Source organism: Pseudomaricurvus albidus (assembly GCF_018863235.1).
In the GTDB taxonomy this organism is placed as follows: Bacteria; Pseudomonadota; Gammaproteobacteria; order Pseudomonadales; family Cellvibrionaceae; genus Pseudomaricurvus; species Pseudomaricurvus albidus.
In genome coordinates this window covers 315,601-337,275 of record NZ_JAHKRS010000005.1, presented here as the reverse complement: position 1 = coordinate 337,275, position 21,675 = coordinate 315,601, and the positions used below count along the sequence as shown (strand labels likewise).

The following is a 21,675-nucleotide window of genomic DNA, read 5'->3' as shown; positions in this document are numbered from 1 at the left end:
CCGGAACCGGTGACCGTACTGCTACCGGATACCGTGCCCTCATGCTGAGCCACTTCCACATCACTGAAGTTAATACTGGCAGCAATCAGTTCTTGATTATTGCCCGTCAATTCCCAAGAACGTGTGGCGGTAGATTCCACGACGTCACCGGCCCCTGACCCGCCATCCACGTTGAGCACGGATGTAAACGTAAAGCCACCCGCTTCAACCGTGTTGGAGGCAGCGCCAATAGTGAACGTTTCTGCTACTCCATCAGCACCTTGCACCGTCGCATTATTGGCATCGGCCACCTCCATATTGGAGTAAGTAATACCGTCTTCACTCAGTTGATTGTCGACGCCGGTTAACGTCCAGGTATGACCATCACTGGCCGTCAAGGTGTCTATTCCGGTACCCGCGTCCACCAAAGTGATGTTGCTATACGTCAAACCTTTCTGGCTGACCTTTCCAGCTTCGCCACTGGCGACAAAGATATCATCACCAGATGTACCCAGTACGCTGCTGCCGGTGGCAGCGTTCGCTTCTTCCAAGCCACTGAAGTTAATGCCGAAGTGAACCACTTGTACATCTGCATCCGTGCTCAGCTGCCAGGCTTCTGCACTGCTGCTGGTCAAGACATCGTTGCCACCACTGTTATTGCCGCCGTCGACGGTATCAATACTGCTGATCAACACCCCATTGGCCGTAATGGTATTAACGCCCTCAATTTCAAAGGTATCAGCATTGCCGGAACCGGTGACCGTACTGCTACCGGATACCGTGCCCTCATGCTGAGCCACTTCCACATTACTAAAGGTAATACTGACAGCAATCAATTCATTGTCATTGCCTGTCAATTCCCATGCGCGGGGCGTGGTGGATTCCACCACATCGTTAATCGCCGGATCGGAAGAGCTGCCACCATCCACATTAGCGATATCGTTAAAGGTAATCCCCGCTACATCCACAGCATTGGCACTGGCACCAACTGAGAAAGTTTCAGCGACATCATCCCGACCAACTATTTGGCCATTACTACCCGCATCGACTGTATCAGCTCCAGAAATATTGATCTCATTAGTGATTCCGTTAGTGGTCAACGCATTAGCACCCGTGAGAGTAAAAGTATTCCCAGAGCTAAAAACAAACTGGTCGTTGTCGTTTTCCCCACCACGTGCATTTACAACAATCGCGTTGCCTGAACTAAGGTTACCCAAGGTATTGTTACTATCCTGACCATCTCGGCCAACAGCGATACTCATATTGCCGGAACCATTGCTTATAGTTCCTTCATTCGTCAATGCCATGGTGTCTATTTCAACATTTCCACCAGAAGTCGAGATATCGGAACCACTTGCAATGTTTATAGAGCCAACGCCATCAGAAGTGTAACTGTCACCTCCATCTCCAAATCCTAAAGCACCAGCATCAAAATCAGCATCGGTTTTAAAACTTATTAATCCGCCATTCGTAGCGATATTATTGTTTACTGCTATATTTTCTCCCGCAGTAAAATTCACATATCCACCGGCTGTTTCAATCGCGGAGTTAATCGTAATATCTTTACCAGCTTTCAATTCCAGATTGATTGAGTCATTATTACCAGTGGCTTTAACACCTGCATTCAGTGTTATATTCTTTTCAGCATCCAATATTAAAGTGGCATTGTTATTTCCGCCTTTATCAAAATTGATGAGGCTATCGACCACAATGCTACCGCTGGCACCATTAGTCTCATCAGCCGCATCTTGGACACTGGCATATGCAGATCCGGAGAGATCAACATTAGTGCCTGAAGGTTGTTGATGATAACGTGCGGTAATAATTACGCTAGTTCCGTCAGTTAAAACATTTCCAAGATCGGATGCGCTAATTTGGTTGGTACCATTAGTTGTCCCAATTGTGAAGTCCGACGGATCCAACAACCACATCCCCGCCTTGCCGTGAGCGTGTGACTTGGCGACAACAGTTCCATCAACCGTCAAGGTCTTTTTACCAGAGGTTTCGACAAAACCACCATCACCACCCAGCAAGCCAGAACTTGCATCAATATAACCGTAGAAATAAGTATCTTCGTTGGCCCAGACGATAACCTTGCCGCCGTCGCCTTCATCAATACCGCTGGCATCAATAACCGTATTTTCTGCTACCGTGGTGGTTGTGGCATTACGGACGTTTTCATTCTTGCCAAGATAGTCGCCGCCTATCAGGATTTCACCACCCGCCTGGGTACCTCTTGCAGAAATTAAAGACCCTTCGCCGACTTCGACTTCGTCACCGAGAACTTTGACGGCACCTCCTGTACCGTTTGTTCCGTCGGCGACCAGTTCACCGCTGTTAACAACCTTATTGCCCTCAAGCTTGATAGTGCCTCCAGACTCACCAGAAGCATTAAGGCTGCCTGAATTCGCGACTTGACCACCATCACCAAACAGACGAATAGTGCCACCCGAGACATCAATGCCTTTAGCGGTAATTACGCCTTCGTTATTCACGGCACTGGAAAACAGATCTTTGGAGACTGCGGCTTCGAGAAGTACCTTTTTACCGTCAATGCTGCCCTGATTGACAACTGCAGAATCCAGACCGAGATCGTTCTCAAGCACCTCTTTAGTCACTTTGACGCCCATCAGGCCATCTGTATCAAAGGTCAATAACGCTTCGTCACCCGCTGACAGGGAAACGACATCGGCACTGATCATGGCACTGGAAGTGTTCGCTGCGCTTTTACCTACCAAAGCCGCCGAGGATGCGTTAATTACACCGCTGTTAATGACGGCGCCGCCCTCTCCTTCAACACCTTTGAGGAGAATATCTCCATTCATAAAGTCAGAAATGGACACATCCAGACCAGAAGCCACAAGACCGCCCACATTAACTGTGGCCGATTCTGTAAACATGATGCCACGGGGATTGACCAGCAGTACGTTACCGTTTGCATCAATGGACCCGTGAATCATACTGGGGTTTTGATCCAGAATTCTGTTTAAAACGATAGACGATGAACTGGGCTGAATAAACTGGACCTTTTCATTCTTGCCGACATTGAAAGTATCCCAATTGATTGCCAGATGCTTACTGGACTGATTGATTTTTGTCGTCAAATCAGATCTTGAAACCGAACCAGTGCCACCGACAATAACTTCGCCAGCTGGAGCAGCACTTACACCAGCAGAGAACAACAGTTGAGATGCCAGCACCCCTCCAAGAGCCAGTGTTTCCAAGGTAATGCTTTTCGCTAGTGGATTCCGCTCAAAGGTGGTGGTTGAATTGGATTTCACAGTATTAATTCCTTTTAAATTTCCCATGCCAACATCTCACTGGCTCATGTGTTAACAAACGTTTTTTTGGCTTCGCCGCTACGTAAGCGTTAGACCAAAATCTATGCCCTTATCGACAGCTACAGCTCTTAAAAGTAGAAGGTGAAGTCGGCGTAAACCTGCAAAGAATCTGCACCATCACCGATACCTTCAACCGAAGATTTTGAGCTGGACGGACGTGAGAAGGTAAATTGAGAGGCAAAAGCCTCACCCCAATTGACTTTGAAGATCATCCCGAAACTGGACAGATAAGCCCAACTATCGTTATAGCCCTCTTCATAATTGACTAGAGACCCATATCCTGAGTCTGCTATCAAACCAAACTGAAGCAGGTCATTAAAATAGTGTCCGTCATACACCTCAAAATTCATAAAGTGTGGCAAATCGAAGTACCACTCAGCGGACAGTAAGCCGACCTGATCAGCGGAGAAGTCACGTACGGTGAAACCTCTGACAGAGTTCGCACCACCCAATGATATCTGCTCAAAGGAAGGTAGAGACTGCTCGGAATACTGCCAGCGAGACTTAACAATCAAACGACTCTCTGCATCTGTGAAAGGCAATGGCACAAAGAACAATGAGCTGGTATCCATTGAGAATTTCTCAAAATCATCTCCACGTTCTTCCGGGACATCCAACTGGTGTTTACCGTAACCCAAACGAATGTTGGCCACGTTAAACATGCGAATGGATTCAGCAAGATCATCCACATAGAAGCTGACTTCTCCACCTTTAACGTGCTCCGCCTGGTCATAAATGGAATCAACAGAAGTAATTTCTGTACGCTTATCGGTGTAATCAATACCTGCACTGAAGTTAAAATCGCGCGAGCGATAGAACTTTTGTTCCAAGCCAACGGCGTAGGATTCGTTGACCCCCTCCATTTGCAATTGATTTATTACAGAGTTGCTATCACCATCGACATCCGTCAACTCAAACTCATTCCGTTCTGCCGAGAGAGTTAGGCGGGTGCGGGCACTCCAAAGTGGAATACTGTAACTGGCCTGATACAAATCCGTGTTGCCCGGATCTGCAGATTTTAAATAACCCAATGTCAGACGATCACCACGGCCCAGAGGGTTCAGCAGTTCTCCGACAACATACCCCCGTTTATCGCCAGTAAACCGCGAACCATGGTTATCAGCACGAACAGCCATATTCCAGGACTTTTCATTACGTACCCGAAGATTCAGGGCTGTTTCACCCGGTGCGTCTCCTGCCGTAAAATACCCGGTAACGTCCAGTCCCGGCATATCATTTAGCAGGTATAACCCTTCTTCCATATCTTCATGGCTCACCAAGCTGCCGACATCATTGCTAAAAGGCTGGCTCAGCACTTTGTTGCCGTATTTCTTGTTATCCTCTACGACAACTTTACCCAAAACCCCTTCCTGAATGGTCAGGGTAATTTCTCCATTTTTAACTTCTTGCTGAGGGATTTTGACCTGAGCCAAAAAGAGGCCATGCTGTCGATAATAACGCGTCAGCTCGTTAGTAATCTCTTCGAGATCAGCGTAGCTGATACCACGCTCTTCGTTTTGCTGCTTAATAATTTCAATCAGCTGCTGAAGATTTTCTGCATTTAGATTAGCGACACTCTGTCTGGCCCCTACTTTATCCAGATAGGCCGCCAGCTCTTCGAGGTTTTCACGAGTGTAACCACTGGCAAATATCTGATCCTCCTTCATATATTTAATACGAAGATTCTCTGCGTATGTTTCAACATCTTCTTTGGTGATACCGTAATCAGGAAAATCCTGAAGCCTGTGAAAATTAAACTTCTTAACGGTAATTCTTGGACCATCAATGCGACTGTTTTTCTCTGGAATATCAGTATCCAGAACCGGGGCATTATCCTCCACGGTACGATACAGATACTCTCTGGTCACATCGGATTGAGAAAATGGTGTTTGAGCGTGTATCGAATCACTCTGTAACGAGCGCTGAAAATTGGAAACCGGAAAGTTACCCGCTTCTGCCAAAACCTGCATGCTGCATAGTGATACGAAAGGCAGAGTGACAGCCATAGGCAAAGTGACAGCTGATGGCCACTGAGCTTTCTTAAATGACATCCGTTTCATAACAGGAAAACCCCTAACATGTTTCTCTCCAAACCACTTTTATATTGACAATTAAAGTTCTCTGGCGACACGAAATCCTGTTGTGTCGCCAGCCATTCCGTTATGGTCTCTGCGAGTGGTTATCAAACAGCGACTCATTGAATCCTCTCGACTTCCACCAAGCGCAACCAGACTGCCATCACCAGCCACTGCCCATTCCTGGACATTACCAACCTGATTGAATAATCCGTTACGATTAGGCTTACCCACTGAAACGGAGACAAGCTCGTCCCCTTTTTGGATCGCACCAAAACGTAGATGGCAGTTCCGGTCCGGATCCTCTTTTTGCCCGCCTGCCTGGGCCGCAGAAAGCCATTCCTGCTCAGTAGGCAAACGATAGCGATGTCCTGACTCAGCAGACAACCAATCCAGATAGCGCTTTGCCAGGTCCACTGAAATACTGTTGGCAGGGAGACTTTTCGACAGACTGCCAAGGTTTCCACAGTTACCCTTGGCCATACAGAAAGATTTCATATCCGCTGCACTGACTTCATATTTGCCCAGCGCAAGCTTTCCACCAGACGGAGACTTAACAACTACCAGACTTGGACCTACACCTCCGGAAGCAAGACGATCCTGACAACTGAAGCGGGCACCACGGGAGCCACTGCCGGCCTTCAGGTGCGCACAGAAATCAATTTTGATCGACTCCAGTGCTGACTGCCCAGGGAACAAAGCTTTGGCATCAACCAATAGGTCCTCGGTCTTTTGTGGATTTGTTGCCTGAAGCTTGAGGAAGCAGCTGCGGAGATCCCGGGCAATATCGGGAACCACCCTCCGCCCCAAAGCACTATCCAGCTGATTCAGCTGGGCCATATGTTGAGATAAGTCACCGGCAATATCCATCGACGTTGAACATCTCAAATCATTCTCAATACGAGCAATCGCTTCAGCGAGAACTTTCTTGCGATTCGCTTCAGCCTGACGCTGTCGCTCCCGATTTCGATTTTCTTCAGCCGCATTGAGACGGCGTTGTTCCTCCGCCTTACGACGCTGCTCCTCCGCCCTCTGCTCTGCCAACTTCTGTTCTTCTGCTTTAATTTTTTGCTGTAACTGCCCTTCTACCCTGTCTAGACTGGCCTGATCTGCACCCCAGGCTTCGGCCCTTTTTACCAGAGCCAACACACCATCAAAATCATTGCTATTTAGTAACTTACCGCTGGAGGCTAGTAATTTCTCCACTGCCTGGCGATGAACTACAGCGGGAGTTTCCAGGTCGTCCGGTGCCAGATCCTGATAATCAGAAAGCTCTTGTCTGAGATCCGTCTCCCAGCGCTCAGAGACCTCTTCTGCAGCCAGCATGCGCTCTAGTGATGCCCTTTTATCTGCCGCTCGGGTTTTTATCAGTGTTTGCTGCAGTTCTTCCTGCAACTCTTCTTTGATAGAATTTTCATCAACTACTTTTTCCGAATACTTAATGCCGTAAAAACCACCAGCGACTGACAAGCTCACGACAGAAAAGATAATCACCCATATTGGCAGCCGTACCTTGCCATAGAACTGCGCAACAAATTCATCAACTGTAGCCGTGCGTTTCTCACGAGGAAAAGCCAAAGCTGCTTCCAGCGCATTCCATTGACGGCGACTAAGTTGTTTGAGCCGTTTGGGAGCCAGTTTTTGTTGTTGGGCTTTATCAGCAGGTACTTTATTAAAGGGGTGTTTACCGCAAAACAACTCGTAAGCAACACAAGCGAGAGCATAGACATCATCACTGGGGGCAGGATCTTTACCCTGTAGCATTTCAAGACTGGCATAAGCAGGTGTTAAAGCCCCCAAAGAACCTGCATCGAAAACGGTATTATTCTCCCCACTGGAAATAAAATTTCCCACCGGGTTCACCGCTCGAGAAATTCCAAAGTCAAAAACCTTGGCGCCTTTACTGCTGGTGACAAAAATATTACCCGGCTTAAAGTCTGAATGGACAATATGATGCGAGTGAGCATAGATCAGTGCATTGGAAATATCCTTGAGAACTTCCATTGCCTGCCCCATTGGAAGCCCGATACCCGCCTTTTCCCTTAACAAAACATCGAGAGGGGCACCCTCCAGATACTCCATGGTCATAAAGACCATTTCACCATCACGATCAAAGTCGTGAACATTTACAATATTTGGGTGCGCCAGAGTTTGTGATTTTCGGGCTTCACGTTGCAGAGAAACAAAGGCATCAGGATGATTGCGGAAATCATCATTCAAAACCTTAATAGCAACATAGGGGTCGCTGTCACTTGCTTCAAGTTTGCGACGGTCTGTTGCTTTATACACTGCCCCCATACCACCGACCCCGAGCAGATCCATAAGCTCGAAGCGACTCTTGATAACAACCTGTTCAGACCTGGGCGCAGGCTGATTAACATTCAACGGACTTTCTGAAGAAATGGACGAAGGATTGATAGAGTGAGCAAAAACCGTTGCATCTTGTGGTAAGGAGCTCTCCCCACTCACTTCATAGGTCGCAGATGAGGCCGTTACACCATGATGAAAAGCGGTGACATCATCGGCAGAAAAACCAGCCGAATCACCTAATTTCGAACCACCACTACTAATACTAAAGTCTGAGCTTTTATGATCTTTCGATAAAGATGAACCGACAAAAACCGTCTGATCCTGTTCACATTTACTATTAGCAGATGCATCAGAAGATGTTTCATTATTTTTGTGGTCAGGAAAAACGAACCGCGTTTTATCTTCAACATCCATATTGCTGACAACTTCCGCTGTAATTTAGGACACAATCCTTATGAGAGGTTACTTTCCGGCAGGCTTGATGATGGAGTTCACAGAAAAAATAGCCAACAAGAACGCAAGTGCGGCGAATATTAAAGAACAAATAAAAAAAAGCAACGCCAAAATCGTAAAAATGTAATTAGTATCACGGGCTAGAGAATTACCACTTTTTTACGAAATTGCAGTAGAAACCGATGAAACAATCTCTTAAACTCTGGCGCATCTTGTTATCGAGAAATCACCTCTTCGCAAGATCAAGAGACTAGGTTAGAATCACCAACCTCAACTGAAACGACTAACCTCTCGTTGCAGATAACATTTCAGTAAAAATTTTCTAAGAGCACAAAAGGATATGTGGCCGGAGCAAAAATGGATTTAACGCTTACAATCATCGAAGCCCCCGAAAACGTCAACATGCTCAACCACACCAAAGCTTTTCGTGCTGAAGGTGGTTCGTTTGGTCGTTCTGACAAAAATAACTGGGTTCTTCCTGATAATGACAGGGTCGTATCGTCGAAGCACGCTGAGATTTCTTTCAAAGACGGAAACTACTTCCTGACTGACCGCAGCACTAACGGGACTTTCCACAATGAAAACCCCAGCGCAATAGGTCCGGATCAGGCAGTGATCCTTAACAATGGAGATACACTCTCTGTTGGAGACTATAAATTAAAAGTAAGCGTCAAAACACAACCTAAATCTCCAGAGCTCCCCAAAGGTCTTCAAACTGCGGACTTTCTTGATTCGGAAGATAAAACCACATTTACCGCTGCCACCCAAAGCCATCAGGAAAAGTTGTCACAAGCCAAAGAGCTTGATGACTGGCTTGATCTTGAAGCTCCCGTGGCGTCTGACAACCAATCACCCAACTGGGGCAGCGTCAGCAGTCCGTCTCACTCGACCACCCCTTTATCTGGTGTAGATACTTTTTCAACCTCGGCAATACAGCCACTGACAAACGATCCACTTTCTGCTCTTGGGGGTTCTTCTGACACTGCCACTGCACAGTCTTCGATTGACCCTCTGGCAGCTCTCGACCAGGCTTCAAATATTGCCCCGACTGCACCACCGGCGTGGGAAGATGAGGATGAATGGTGGAAAGACGGCAGTGATAGCGATCATGCCCCCGCTCTGTCACACGCAGTCAATACGCCACGGCCGCCGGCTTCTCAGCCTTCGGTATTTGAGACACCTGCAGCCCAGACAGCTCCCATTCAGTCTCAGTCTGAATGGGACAAACAGCCGCATCTTCAGAATATTCCCGTAGCGGATGTCAATCAGGCCCTGGGAATGGAGCCTGTACTCTCCAATACCCAACCTGTTGTCCCCCAACAACCCGCCACCTCAACTCACGTATTGGAACCACAACAGTCCTCACCCCTCTCTGGTGAACCGGCAACCTTTCAGTCAACACCACCTACAAACGGGCTTAATCCCACAAGTGTGGAATCATTGCATCAGCCTGTTGCTGCACCAAATAGCGTAGCGCCACAGCACTACGCACCTGCGCATACAGCTGCACATCACCATTCGAGCACCCATTCGCAAACATTACCTTACGGTGAGCAAACGCCTGCAGCTCAAACTGATCAGTTGCAAGCGACCGCGCCGCAAGCAGCCGTTAATCCTGGAGCAACAGACTCTAACCCTGCTGAACTCGCAGCCGCCCTGGGTCTGACCGGCCTTCAGGCACAACACCTGGCTCAATTGGTCCCTGAGGCGTCAGCCATTATCAATGAGACGGTTAATCGTTTGATTGACCTCTTGCGCGCCCGTTCGAGCATAAAGAATGAGCTGCGGGTTCAGCGCACCATGATTCAAACAACTGATAACAACCCACTTAAGTTTTCAGCCTCGGCCGCCGATGCGATCAAAGCGATGTTTAGTGCTGAAAATCAGGCATTTATGCGCCCTCAAGACGCCATCAAGGACAGCTTTGATGATCTGTCAGATCATCAAGTGGCCGTGTTGGCTGGCATGAGAGCAGCGTACGATGCCATGTTCAAACATTTTAACCCCAGTACATTAGACAAGCGCTTTAACAACAACAGTAGTTTGTTAAGCAATAAAAAAGCAAAGAACTGGGAAGCATTCGAAGAGCATTACGCAATGCTGCAACGAGATGGCGAGGCCAGCTATGACCTGCTGTTTGGCGAAACATTTGCCACACAATACGAAAAGCAGTTGTCGGAATTAAAAACAGCCAGAAGCCTCACACGTTCTCGTAACTGAGGTTTAACTACCTTTTATAAAAACTCAATTTCACAACAACAAAATTTCAAATACTGACTAAAGACCAACAGACCCAAGGACCCGTCGACATGAGCAGCAAAGGATTTACCAAGCTCTTCATAATAGGCTTTATCATTATCGCCCTCGCAGGCTGTCAAGCGACCCGTCGAGGTCTGAATTTTGATACTACCGCGTCTATCAATATCACTGTGGATGATAATGTTAATCCAGACATGGATGATCGATCCTCCCCTATCGTTATTCGCGTTTTCAAACTGGCGGATGCCCGTCAGTTTCAAAGAGAAGACTTTCTGAATCTCTATGAAAATGCTTCTGTCAGATTGGGTAATGACCTGCTGGACACTGTCGTTCTCAAAGAACTGGTTCCCGGTGAAGAGCGCATTGAAAGCATCCCTTTGACGCCTGAGATCCGCTATCTGGGGTTCCTGGCCGAGTACATGCAGTATGACAAAGCCAACTCTATTCTGGTGGTTCCCATTAAAGATCATCAGAAAAACACCATTAATATCAATGCCCGCTACCTGAGCCTGATCGATCTGGACAACCCCGAAAGCGTTCGTAACAACCGGCTTTCTCAGCGGGATCAATACAACAGCCGCTCACGATCAAGCCAGAAAGGAGACTACCCCTCCTATCGTGAGGCGCAAAAAATGATAGAAGACGCACAAAATGAAAAGGACTTTTGGGAACGGGCTGCCGGCAACTAGTACCTATCTTTCACGCTGAACATTCCAGGCTTGATCCGGAATCCCATAAAGAGCTGTCAGCCTTTTGATGAGATTCAGCGATGATTACCCAATTTCAGTTTTATCGATACCTGATTGACCGCGTCGATCAGGAATACATCGTTGCGTATCAACGCATCGCTGCTTGATTAAGGATATTCAAAGCACATGTCTGCAAACAATAAAGTGATCTGGTCTGAGGGTATGTTTCTACGCCCTCAGCATTTTCAACAACAAGACCGTTATATTGAGCGATATATTGAAGGCCGCACTCAATCATTAGGATCCTTTCTCTGGGGCTTTTCGGAAATAGCCATTGATAATGAACCCCTGTCACTGGGAAAACTGTCTGTTGCTCACATTAAAGGGGTTTTCCCGGATGGCACCCCCTTTATAGCTCCGGAATCAGAAGAACTACCCGAAGTTCTGGATGTTCCCGACAACACGCAAAATGAACTGGTCTATCTGTGTATACCCCTGCGCCGCCCCGGTGCTCAGGAGTCCGTTCGAGATCAGGAAGATTATCCTCAGGCTCGCTACAAGACCTATAACTTTGATGCTCGTAACAGCACATCGCAATCCGGAGAGCCTGCCCGTATTCAGATTGGCAAGCTGCGCATATGCTTGAAACTTGGCTCTGAAGACCTTAGTGGCTATGCAGCCATTCCTCTCACCCGCATTGAAGAACGACAAGCAGATAAGCCCGTCAAACTGGATCGTCACTTCATTCCTCCGATCATGAGCTGTCAGGTATCACCTGAAATCAAGGCGTATTTTGAAGAAATCAAAGGTTTACTCAAACAACGGGGAGAAGCCCTCAGCCACCGCCTGACAGATAGCGGCAGATCCGGTTCAGCTGAAATTGCAGATTACATGTTATTGCAAGTCGTTAACCGCGCAGAGCCATTACTGAAATACCTTTCGCAATCACCCTGCCTGCACCCTGCCAATCTGTACGTCGAGTTATTACAATTGGCCGGCGAACTGTCGACGTTTACAACGAAAGACAAACGTCCAACCGACATTCCCCCGTACCAACACGACAACCTGCAACATACTTTTGCCGGACTTTTCGTTTCGTTGCGTCAGTCTCTCAGTATGGTTCTGGAACAATCTGCCATTTCGCTGCCATTGGTCGAGCGCAAATACGGCATTCATGTAGCACCTATCTCGGATCACTCCCTGGTAGGAACCTCTACATTTGTTATTGCCGCCAAAGCCAGCCTGCAAACCGAGCTGCTGCGCAGCCGATTCCCGACCCAAGCCAAAATCGCGCCTGTAGAAGCTATCCGCGAACTCATATCCACACAAATGCCAGGCCTGAAGCTGCGCCCTCTTCCTGTCGCACCGAGACAGATACCCTACCACGCCGGTTTCACCTACTTCGAGCTTGATCAAACCGGTGATCTCTGGAATGCACTGAAACAATCCGGGGGCTTTGCAGTACACCTCGGCGGTGATTTCCCAGGATTATCTATGGAACTTTGGGCCATAAGGAATTGATACCATGAACAACGGAAACAACTCCGGCGGCTTTACACCGCCCCCTGCACCCAATGCCGGCGACCGCACGGTTATGATTCCGACCCCGGGAGCAATGAACACCCCTCAACAGCCAGTTGCACCCACCCCGGCTATGCAGGCGCACTTTGCGGCTCCGGAACCCATTCAACTACGACGAGGTTTAAACCCACTGGTGAATGCCGCGGCCACGCTACTGACGGTTGCCATCAAGCTGCGTACGACCATGAGTCACAGCAATATAGTCGAACTTCACAAACGCTTGACCGAAGAAATCAAATCCTTTGATTTAAAGGCACAAAATGCCGGCGCATCACCTGAAACCGTTATCAGTGCTCGTTATCTGCTGTGCACAGTCGTCGATGAAATCGTTCTTAACACACCGTGGGGAGCCAGTGGTGGCTGGAGCCAGCATTCCCTGCTGAGCCTTTTCCATCAGGAAACCTTCGGCGGTGAAAAGTGTTTCATCATTTTACAACGCATCCAGGAAAACCCGGGTAAACATCTGGACATTCTGGAGCTTTACTATCTCTGTCTAAGCCTGGGATTTGAAGGTAAATACAGACTGGCGCAACGCGGTCACGAACAGCTCGAACAAATTCGGGATGGCCTCTATCAGACCATTGAGAACCACCGAGGCCACATGGAAAGAGACCTTGCCCCCCACTGGGAAGGTTGCGGAAAACCCAAAGCCAGCATGATGGATTACATCCCAATGTGGGTAATAGCCAGCTGCATGCTGGCCGTTCTGGTACTCAGCTATTCCGGTTATCGCTACTGGTTGTACGACGCGACTCTGCCAACGGCAGAAAACCTGCGCAATCAACTGACTGTGAACGAACAGGGTACAGATTCGATTCACCATCAGAGAACAACCATATTGCCAGGGCGTTGATCATCGCCTATCACGCACAGCTCAACAGGATTTTCGCCTCGCCGGGTCGGGGCAAACGGAGTTATACATGAACCGAGTCGTCGCTTTCTTTTGCAACAAATGGGTCATAGGTATTATCGGCCTGACCGCCCTTTCACTGCTCATCTGGTTTGGTGCCGGTTACATCAAGTTTGGTGAAAACAACAGCACGCTTTCACCCGGTGTTCGCATAGGCATTATCCTGACCATTGTCAGCATATGGTTTACCTGGAATATCTGTTTGCTTCTGGTAGAGCGCCGTAATAACCGGCAACTTCTGGATAACATTCAATCCGAAGAAGATACTGGCACCCCTGATGACCAGCGCTCCAAAGAAGAACAGGAAGCGATTCAGGAACGCTTCAAAGAAGCACTTTCAGTATTAAAAAAATCCCGTTTCAAGTCCCGTAATGGCAGCAAGTCGCTTTATCAACTGCCCTGGTACATCATCATCGGGCCTCCTGGCGCGGGTAAAACCACAGCACTGGTGAACTCCGGCCTCGAGTTTCCGTTGGCACAATCTCACGGCAAGGAAGCCCTCAGCGGCATCGGTGGCACTCGAAACTGTGACTGGTGGTTTACCAATGATGCCGTCATGATTGATACCGCCGGACGCTACACCACCCAGGATAGCCACAGAGTCATCGACAACACCGCCTGGAACAAGTTTGTCGAGATGCTGAAAAAGTACCGTACCAGACGTCCCATCAACGGCGCTATTTTGGCCATCAGCTTACAGGATCTGATGGTCCAAACCGCCGAGCAGCGGGTTCACCTGGCCAAAACCCTGCGTCAGCGCATTAATGAGCTGCAACAACAACTCGGGATTCGATTCCCAATCTATGTCACTTTCACCAAGTGCGATCTGGTTGCCGGTTTTAGCGAATACTTCGCCAATCTTTCACAAGCCGAGCGCGAACAGGTTTGGGGGGTAACCTTCAACACTGATCCAACAGCACCCCAGGGTGCCCCTCTGGATACGTTGTCGGCCGAGCTTGACGCTCTCACTGAACGACTCAACGAGCGCCTGTTGTGGCGTATCAATCAGGAAAGAAACCTGGAAAAACGTTCTGCACTGCAAGGCTTCCCTGCCCGCTTTGAAGGCCTCAACGATATTATTGAAGACTTTATCAAGCAGACTTTCTCCGCCAACCGTTACGATACTGTACCCATGCTCCGTGGCCTGTACTTTACCAGCGCGACTCAGGAAGGCTGTCCAATTGACCGCATGATGGCTTCTGTCAGTGCCAATTTTGGTCTTGAACGAGATATGGGACGTCAGCAGGCCAACTCAGGGAAAAGCTTCTTCCTGAGCCGTCTGTTGAAAGATGTCATTTTTCCAGAATCCGAACTGGTCGGTGTGAACCGTAAAATTGAAAACGGCATGATCTGGCTGAGACGTGGCTGTATTGCCGCCCTCTCCCTGATATTCATTGGCTGCCTGGTTGTCTGGACTGGCAGCGTCACCCGAAACAAGCTCTTTATGGGCGAAGTCAACGATAACCTCGCCAACTACATCGAAGCTGAAAAAGGGTTAAGCCAACAAAATAATGACATCAGAAAGACACTCTCTGTCATGAACCCCCTGCGCGAAAGCAGCCTGGTTTATGATCAGGAAGATCATCCCTGGTTATCAGGAATGGGGCTTTACGACAGCAGCGTCGATACCGCCGCGAAAGAGCTCTATAACGACAAGCTGATTCATGTGTTTTTACCCAACTTTGCCCGCAGCCTGGAGGCACAACTCAATCGCATGAGCGTGCAGGATGAAGGACTGCTTGAAACCCTTAAAATCTATCTGATGCTGTTCACTCCGGAAAAACGCGATAACGAAGAGATTGAAGCCTTTGCCCAACACATGTGGGCACAGCAGCTCCCAGGTCAGGCTTCCCAACAGCAAGAGCTCAGCAATCACTTGCACGCACTCCTGCAACAGGATTTACCCGACAACATTACCGCAAATCAACGGGTAGTAGACCGAGCTCGCCAACAGCTTCGACGCATTCCGGTGCAACAACGTCTGTACGCCCAGTTTAAAAACCAGTCTAAACAGCAGGTAGACCTTTACGGTCAAATTGGTGGCGATACACAAGCCACCTTTGGTGTTGCTGACAATGATCCTCGCTTTGTTATGCCTGCCCTCTATACAAAAGCCGGTTATCGCCAGGCACAATTCGGTGGCAACTCTCCGCTGCTGACCGACTTCTCGGAAAATCAGTGGATTTATGGTCAAATCAACGAAGGTGAAGACTTTAGCGAAGCTGATCGGGAAAAAATTGGTCGTGAAGTGGAAAAGCTTTACCTGTCTGATTACGCCAACCGCTGGAAGAGTTTTATCAACGGTTTGAGGGTCAACAAATTCAACAGTACACCAGAGGCTCTGGAAACCCTGAGCACGCTGTCTGATCCTATCTATTCACCGCTTTTGGCCGTAGTAGAAATCACCGCCGAAAATACCGAACTTACACCACGCATTGATTACAACGTTGATACCAGTGGAGTACGCGTTCCGGTCAGCAGCACAACCCGACGTCTTGGTTCTGCGCTGGGCGATGCTGCCGCAGATGGCCTGGCCAACAGCTATAAACCAACACTGGTTGATGTTCGTTTCGAAGAGTTGCAGCGCCTTGTTCGCAGTGAGAATAATCGTCCCGCAAAAATGCAGGAATACCTGGCTTCCATACAGGAAATCCATGAGTATCTGGCAGAGATTGACAGCGCTCCAGATGCCAATGAGGCAGCCTTTAAAGCAGCCAAAGGACGCTTTCAGGGAGCCGGTAACGATGCTATCAAAAAGCTTCGCACCAAAGCCAACAGCGCTCCTGAACCCATTAAAGAATGGCTGAATGACATTGCTGACAGCAGTTGGGGGCTGGTCCTGGCGAAAGCCAGGCTGCATCTGAATGCGGTATGGCGCGAGCAAGTCTATGGCGCATATCAAAACAGCCTTCTTAACCGCTACCCAATGACGGCCAACGGTCGGGATGAGACTCCAATTCTGGAATTCAATAACTACTTCCAGCCGGACGGGATTGAACAGCGCTTTGTGAGTAACTATATTCGTCCGTTTGTGGACACCCGACGCTGGAAGATACGTCAAATCGATGGCCAGGGGCTGGCCTTGAACTCTTCCACACTGACCCAGTTGAGACGTGCTGAGAATATTCGCAAAGCCTTTTTCAGCAATGGAGAGAGAGCTGCCATCAAGTTCCGCATTGAGCCCACTAAACTCGATTCCGGAGTACGCCTGTTTGCTTTGGAATTGGGTGAAAGCCGTGTTCCCTACTCCCACGGTCCACGTACAGTCAGCCACCTGGGGTGGACCGGCGGCGAAGATATACGCGCACGGGTTATTTTTGAAGACCTTAATGAAACCATTCACCGGAAACACTTTGAAGGTGACTGGGCCTGGTTTCGGTTACTTGATGAATCGGATGTAAAAAGAACTGGAAGAGACAACATTTACCAGGTGACATTCAGGGAAGAAGGACGAGAAGCTCAATTCAAGCTCATCGCCAACAGCACCATCAATCCGTTTGATCATGGCCTGCTGCGTAATTACCGTTGTCCGCAGACGCTTTAAAAAGTCTGTTTAGAATGAGAAAGATGTGAGCATTATCATGGAACAAAACCAGACAGGACTTTTCGGGAAAATCCCCGCTCACGGGGATTTTATCGAGCGAAATTTACAGCGCAGCTTTACTCTCCAATGGGATGACTGGCTTCAGCGTTGCATCGCATCCAGCCGGGAACAACTTGGTGAAAACTGGCTGGACATTTACCTGACAAGTCCTATTTGGAGATTCTCTCTTTCTACAGGCTCCGTTGACAGCCTTGCGTGGTCAGGAATCCTGATGCCCAGTGTAGACAGTGTGGGGCGATACTTTCCTCTGACCATTGCCCAGCCGGTCTCTGGCAATACCAACCCATTTGATTTTCTCACTGAAAATAACAAATGGTACGAATCCGTTGAGCAAGTCGCCTTATCTGCCCTGCAAAGCAACCTCACCGCTGATGATCTGATTCAGGCATTACATCAGATAGAGTCAGCTCACGATTGCTCCCCAAAAGCCTCCTCTCAGGTAACAATTTTGAACAACGGCGCTGCGATCAGTACGGAAAAAGGCAATGTAGAAGCAACCTACGCAAAACTTCTTCACTACACCCTTTCGCCTCAAAGCGAAAGTCAATCACTGTGGTGGAGTCGGGGATCACAAATCATGTCCCCCACCATGCTGAACACAAAAGGCTTACCGGGTTCAGAACAGTTTTCCGCTTTTCTGGATGGCAACTGGGAAAGACATAAAAATTTATAAATGCTTAAGTGGCAATCACCAACTTGAGGATACAAAGCAAATTAATGCAAAAGCATTAGATATTTAAGACCTAATAATGAATGTAAAAACTAATACAAATTTACTACTATTTTATGTGAGAAATCACAAAATAATGAATGCCTAAATATTTTTTTATAGATAGAATACTGCATCAAATAATTTTATCAGAACATTTCGAACACCGTAATTTTCGAAAATACTGACCCCTAAGTCAGACTGTGATTAATTTCATTTGACTACTTAACTCTTTAATCACCTTCCTTATTGGGCATGGAAAAGCTGACTACATAATTTTAGGATTTTTGGCAAAGGATTCTGCAAAATGTCATTTGACAACATCATCGATATTGAGAGCCTTCTACAACCGATTTCAGAAGACGCTCCTACAGGGGAAGACATCCGCGCTGACCGTTCCCCGTCTTCTGATTACTACACCATCAAAGACGCCCGAAACAATGCCCGAGCCGCTGAACGCTCGTCCATGTTTGATGAAGATGTAGATCTTTTAAAACCCTGGCGTACCGTTGCAGAAGTTGCCCCTAAAATCCTGTCATCCAAAAGTAAAGATCTTGAAGTTGCCTGCTGGTACACAGAGGGACTGATTCGACTTCATGGCGTATCCGGTCTTAGAGACGGCATCAAGCTCATTCACGGACTTGTTCTCGATCACTGGGAAGGTTTGTATCCAGAACCCGATGAAGACGGTATCGAAACCAAGGTTGCGCCATTAACCGGTCTCAATGGTGATGGTGGTGATGGCACACTCATGGCCCCTATCCGTAACATGAGTATTACTAATGAAGGCGATTACGGTAGCTTCAATCTCTGGCAATACCAAAAAGCCCGGGACAACTCAAAACTGACAGATGACGATGAGAGAGCAGCCAGAAATGAAGCACTCGGATTCAGTTTTCAGGACGTTGAAGCAACCATTCAGGAGGCGTCGCCCCAGTTTTACGTCGACATGGTCGAAACCCTGGAAGAAACCCAGCAAGACTACAAAGCGCTGAACGAATTGTTACGCAGCTCATGTGGCTCGGATACTCCACCGAGCAGCAACATCACCAATTTGCTGGACGAAGTACTCCGCAGTGTACGCTTTCTGAGTAAAGACAAGCTTGATCAAGTAAAAGCAGCCACAGAAGCTCAACAAGCTGTCGACGAACCAACTGCTGATGACGACACGCCATCAGTATCCGCTGCTGCACAAGCAGTTGTGGTCAATCAGGTCGCTGGCCCCATTGGCAACAGAGAGGACGCCCTTAAGCGTCTGGAAGAAGTTGCTGATTACTTCCGTAAAAATGAACCTCACACACCTCTCGCCCCCGGGATAGAACGCCTGATCAGCTGGGGACGTATGACCGTCGCCGAGTTGATGATGGAGCTGCTACCTGAAGATAGCAGCCGTGGTTTTTTCAGCCAATTAACCGGTGTCAAACTGGATGGCAGTGACGACAAGAAGTACGTCCCCCCTGCTCCAACACCATCAGCATCTTCTCCATCACCACAGGCCTCATCCCCAGCAGAAGAGCCTGTCACTGAAGAGCCAGCTCCATCGGTCGGCTGGTAATGCAATTTATCAACCTTCGCTCACACCATTAGATGGACATTGTTTTATTAGATGTGTAAGCCTGCGAACAGGCTCATCATTTTAAAGAGAAAGACCTAACCACAACTGCAGCACGTTGTATTTTTTCAGGAAAGGAGACCATCATGTCTGAAAGTATCCACAACAAGTTAAAACGCGTACGTAAGCCACGCGTCCACATTACTTATGATGTTGAAACAAACGGCGCACAAGTTAAGAAGGAACTGCCCTTTGTCGTCGGTGTTATGGGTGACTACTCCGGTGATAACGCCGAAAACCGCAAAGCTCTGAAAGAGCGCAAGTTTGTTCAAATCGACCGGGACAACTTCAATGAGGCCATGAGCAAGGTTAACCCAAAACTGAACCTGCAAGTTGAGAACACTCTGGCTGGCGATGGCAGCAGAATGGCTGTGGATCTGGACTTTCACAACATGGACGACTTCTCTCCAGAAGCCATTGTTGATCAGGTTCCGGCTCTGAAAAAATTGCTGGAAGCGCGCAGTAAACTGCGTGACCTGCTGAGTAAGGCAGACCGCTCTGAAGAGCTGGAAAATGTTCTGGAAGATATCCTGAAAAATACCGACAACATTGCTGCACTGTCCAAAGAGTTGGGTGTAGGAGAGAAAGAGGAGAAAGGCAAGTGACCGAAGCCGTAGATAATGCCGTAGCAGAAGCAGGTACAGAAGAACAATCTGTCAGTCTTCTGGAGCAGGCAATAAGCTATACCAAGCAAACTGACCGTACCGAGACTGAAGATCTGCTGGGCAACCTGACTGAGCAGGTATTACAAGGTACAGTAACCTGGGACCGCAACCTGACACAAACCATCAACAGTGCTGTAAGAGCAATTGATGAAGCGATGTCCAAGCAATTGTCAGCGATCATGCATGATGAAAAGGTACAGAAGCTTGAAGGCTCCTGGCGCGGCCTGCATCACCTGGTAATGAACAGTGAGACCAGTCAAACACTGAAAATTCGCATGCTGAACCTCAGCAAACGTGAGCTCTTCCGTGATCTGGATAAAGCTGTCGAATTTGATCAAAGCCAAACCTTCAAGAAAATCTATGAAGAAGAATTTGGTATTGCCGGTGGTGAACCATATGGCTGCATGATCGGTGACTTCGAGTTCACAAGTCATCCTGAAGACATCGAACTGCTGAGTAAAATGTCCAATGTGGCAGCTGCTGGCTTCTGCCCGTTCATTTCTGCCGCTGGCGCAGGCATGTTTGGCTTCGAAGACTTTACAGAAATGTCCAAACCTCGCGATCTGGCCGGTATTTTTGAGTCTGGTGAATACATTAAGTGGCGCAGTTTCCGTGAAAGCGATGACTCCCGTTTCGTCACTCTGGCCATGCCTCGTGTACTGTCTCGCCTGCCTTATGGTGAAAGCACCAAGCCGGTTGAGTCCTTCAACTTCGAAGAGTTCGAGCTGGATGCCTCCGGTATGTCAAAGCCCGCCGAACACGACGAATACTGCTGGATGAATGCGGCTTATGTGATGGGCACAACCCTGACCAAAGCTTTTGCTGAGAATTCCTGGTGTACCGCCATTCGCGGTGCAGAAGGTGGCGGTAAAGTAGAAGGTCTGCCAAGCCATCTGTTCAAGAGTGATGATGGTGACACTGATCAGAAGTGTCCAACCGAAATCGGCATTACCGACCGTCGTGAAGCTGAACTCAGTAACCTTGGCTTCCTGCCGCTGTGTCACTACAAAAATACGGATTACTCTGTATTTTTTGGTGCTCAAACTGCCCAGAAACCCAGCATCTACGATGATCCGGATGCGACAGCCAACGCTTCTATTTCAGCGCGCTTGCCTTATCTGATGGCCACGTCCCGCATCGCTCATTACCTCAAAGTAATGGCCCGTGACAAAGTGGGTTCATTCATGGAAGCCAATGACTGCGAACGCTGGTTGAACCAGTGGATCAAGCAGTACACCAACTCCAACCCGGAAGCCAGTGCCGAAATGAAAGCCAAGTATCCCCTGGCAGAAGCACGGGTTGAGGTTAAAGAGATCCCGGGTCAGCCAGGTTCTTACAGCGCTGTAGCCTATCTGAAACCGTGGCTGCAAATGGAAGAATTGACGACCTCTTTACGCATGGTTGCCAACATTCCAAGTGCTGGATAATCAGCCGCACTGATAAGCCTTTGCATTCGTTTTTTACAACGAATGCTGTTCGCAGGCCTGC

At 48.3% G+C, this 21,675-nt stretch carries 12 protein-coding genes; 9 read left to right on the top strand and 3 right to left on the bottom strand.

What is annotated here, in order from left to right; all coding sequences use genetic code 11:
• From KOI40_RS10990 to KOI40_RS10980, 3 genes are all read right to left on the bottom strand, one after another.
• On the bottom strand, positions 1-3,260 hold a 3,260-nt coding region (locus tag KOI40_RS10990), incomplete at its 3' end, for a two-partner secretion domain-containing protein (RefSeq protein ID WP_216097555.1).
• Between the two features lie 128 nt (positions 3,261-3,388).
• On the bottom strand, positions 3,389-5,380 hold the full coding sequence (locus KOI40_RS10985; protein ID WP_216097554.1) for a ShlB/FhaC/HecB family hemolysin secretion/activation protein: 1,992 nt from the start codon (positions 5,378-5,380) through the stop codon (positions 3,389-3,391).
• Positions 5,381-5,431: 51 nt separating this feature from the next.
• The gene (locus tag KOI40_RS10980; RefSeq protein ID WP_216097553.1) at positions 5,432-8,119 is read right to left on the bottom strand and encodes a protein kinase domain-containing protein; all 2,688 of its coding nucleotides are present in this window, start codon (positions 8,117-8,119) and stop codon (positions 5,432-5,434) included.
• A gap of 396 nt (positions 8,120-8,515) precedes the next feature.
• On the opposite strand from KOI40_RS10980, the gene tagH reads away from it, so the two are divergent.
• The 9 genes from tagH to tssC all read left to right on the top strand — a co-directional run bounded on the left by tagH (position 8,516) and on the right by tssC (position 21,614).
• The gene (gene tagH / locus KOI40_RS10975; RefSeq protein ID WP_216097552.1) at positions 8,516-10,378 is read left to right on the top strand and encodes a type VI secretion system-associated FHA domain protein TagH; all 1,863 of its coding nucleotides are present in this window, start codon (positions 8,516-8,518) and stop codon (positions 10,376-10,378) included.
• 89 nt (positions 10,379-10,467) lie between these two features.
• Positions 10,468-11,106 (top strand): type VI secretion system lipoprotein TssJ, encoded by a 639-nt coding sequence (gene tssJ / locus KOI40_RS10970; RefSeq protein ID WP_216097551.1) that lies wholly within the window; start codon positions 10,468-10,470, stop codon positions 11,104-11,106.
• A gap of 186 nt (positions 11,107-11,292) precedes the next feature.
• Positions 11,293-12,627, top strand: a complete 1,335-nt coding sequence (tssK, locus tag KOI40_RS10965) for a type VI secretion system baseplate subunit TssK (RefSeq protein WP_216097550.1) — start codon at positions 11,293-11,295, stop codon at positions 12,625-12,627.
• Positions 12,628-12,631: 4 nt separating this feature from the next.
• Positions 12,632-13,540, top strand: a complete 909-nt coding sequence (gene icmH / locus KOI40_RS10960) for a type IVB secretion system protein IcmH/DotU (protein ID WP_216097549.1) — start codon at positions 12,632-12,634, stop codon at positions 13,538-13,540.
• Between the two features lie 67 nt (positions 13,541-13,607).
• On the top strand, positions 13,608-17,141 hold the full coding sequence (tssM, locus tag KOI40_RS10955; protein ID WP_216097548.1) for a type VI secretion system membrane subunit TssM: 3,534 nt from the start codon (positions 13,608-13,610) through the stop codon (positions 17,139-17,141).
• A 25-nt stretch (positions 17,142-17,166) separates the two neighbouring features.
• The gene (tagF, locus tag KOI40_RS10950; RefSeq protein ID WP_216097547.1) at positions 17,167-17,874 is read left to right on the top strand and encodes a type VI secretion system-associated protein TagF; all 708 of its coding nucleotides are present in this window, start codon (positions 17,167-17,169) and stop codon (positions 17,872-17,874) included.
• A gap of 343 nt (positions 17,875-18,217) precedes the next feature.
• Complete coding sequence (gene tssA / locus KOI40_RS10945) at positions 18,218-19,465, top strand: type VI secretion system protein TssA (RefSeq protein WP_216097546.1); 1,248 nt, start codon at positions 18,218-18,220, stop codon at positions 19,463-19,465.
• Positions 19,466-19,608: 143 nt separating this feature from the next.
• A complete protein-coding gene (gene tssB / locus KOI40_RS10940) occupies positions 19,609-20,127 on the top strand; it encodes a type VI secretion system contractile sheath small subunit (RefSeq protein ID WP_216097545.1) in 519 nt (172 codons plus the stop codon).
• Positions 20,124-21,614 carry a type VI secretion system contractile sheath large subunit gene (gene tssC / locus KOI40_RS10935; protein ID WP_216097544.1) on the top strand — a complete coding sequence of 497 codons (1,491 nt, stop codon included), beginning with the start codon at positions 20,124-20,126 and terminating at the stop codon, positions 21,612-21,614. Before tssB ends, tssC begins: the two co-directional genes overlap by 4 nt.
• The last annotated feature ends 61 nt before the right edge of the window (positions 21,615-21,675 follow it).

Coding starts and splice junctions, on each gene's coding strand:
- KOI40_RS10985 (WP_216097554.1), bottom strand. CDS start 5,380: ATGAAACGGATGTCATTTAAGAAAGCTCAGTGGCCATCAGCTGTCACT.
- KOI40_RS10980 (WP_216097553.1), bottom strand. CDS start 8,119: ATGGATGTTGAAGATAAAACGCGGTTCGTTTTTCCTGACCACAAAAAT.
- tagH (WP_216097552.1), top strand. CDS start 8,516: ATGGATTTAACGCTTACAATCATCGAAGCCCCCGAAAACGTCAACATG.
- tssJ (WP_216097551.1), top strand. CDS start 10,468: ATGAGCAGCAAAGGATTTACCAAGCTCTTCATAATAGGCTTTATCATT.
- tssK (WP_216097550.1), top strand. CDS start 11,293: ATGTCTGCAAACAATAAAGTGATCTGGTCTGAGGGTATGTTTCTACGC.
- icmH (WP_216097549.1), top strand. CDS start 12,632: ATGAACAACGGAAACAACTCCGGCGGCTTTACACCGCCCCCTGCACCC.
- tssM (WP_216097548.1), top strand. CDS start 13,608: ATGAACCGAGTCGTCGCTTTCTTTTGCAACAAATGGGTCATAGGTATT.
- tssA (WP_216097546.1), top strand. CDS start 18,218: ATGTCATTTGACAACATCATCGATATTGAGAGCCTTCTACAACCGATT.
- tssB (WP_216097545.1), top strand. CDS start 19,609: ATGTCTGAAAGTATCCACAACAAGTTAAAACGCGTACGTAAGCCACGC.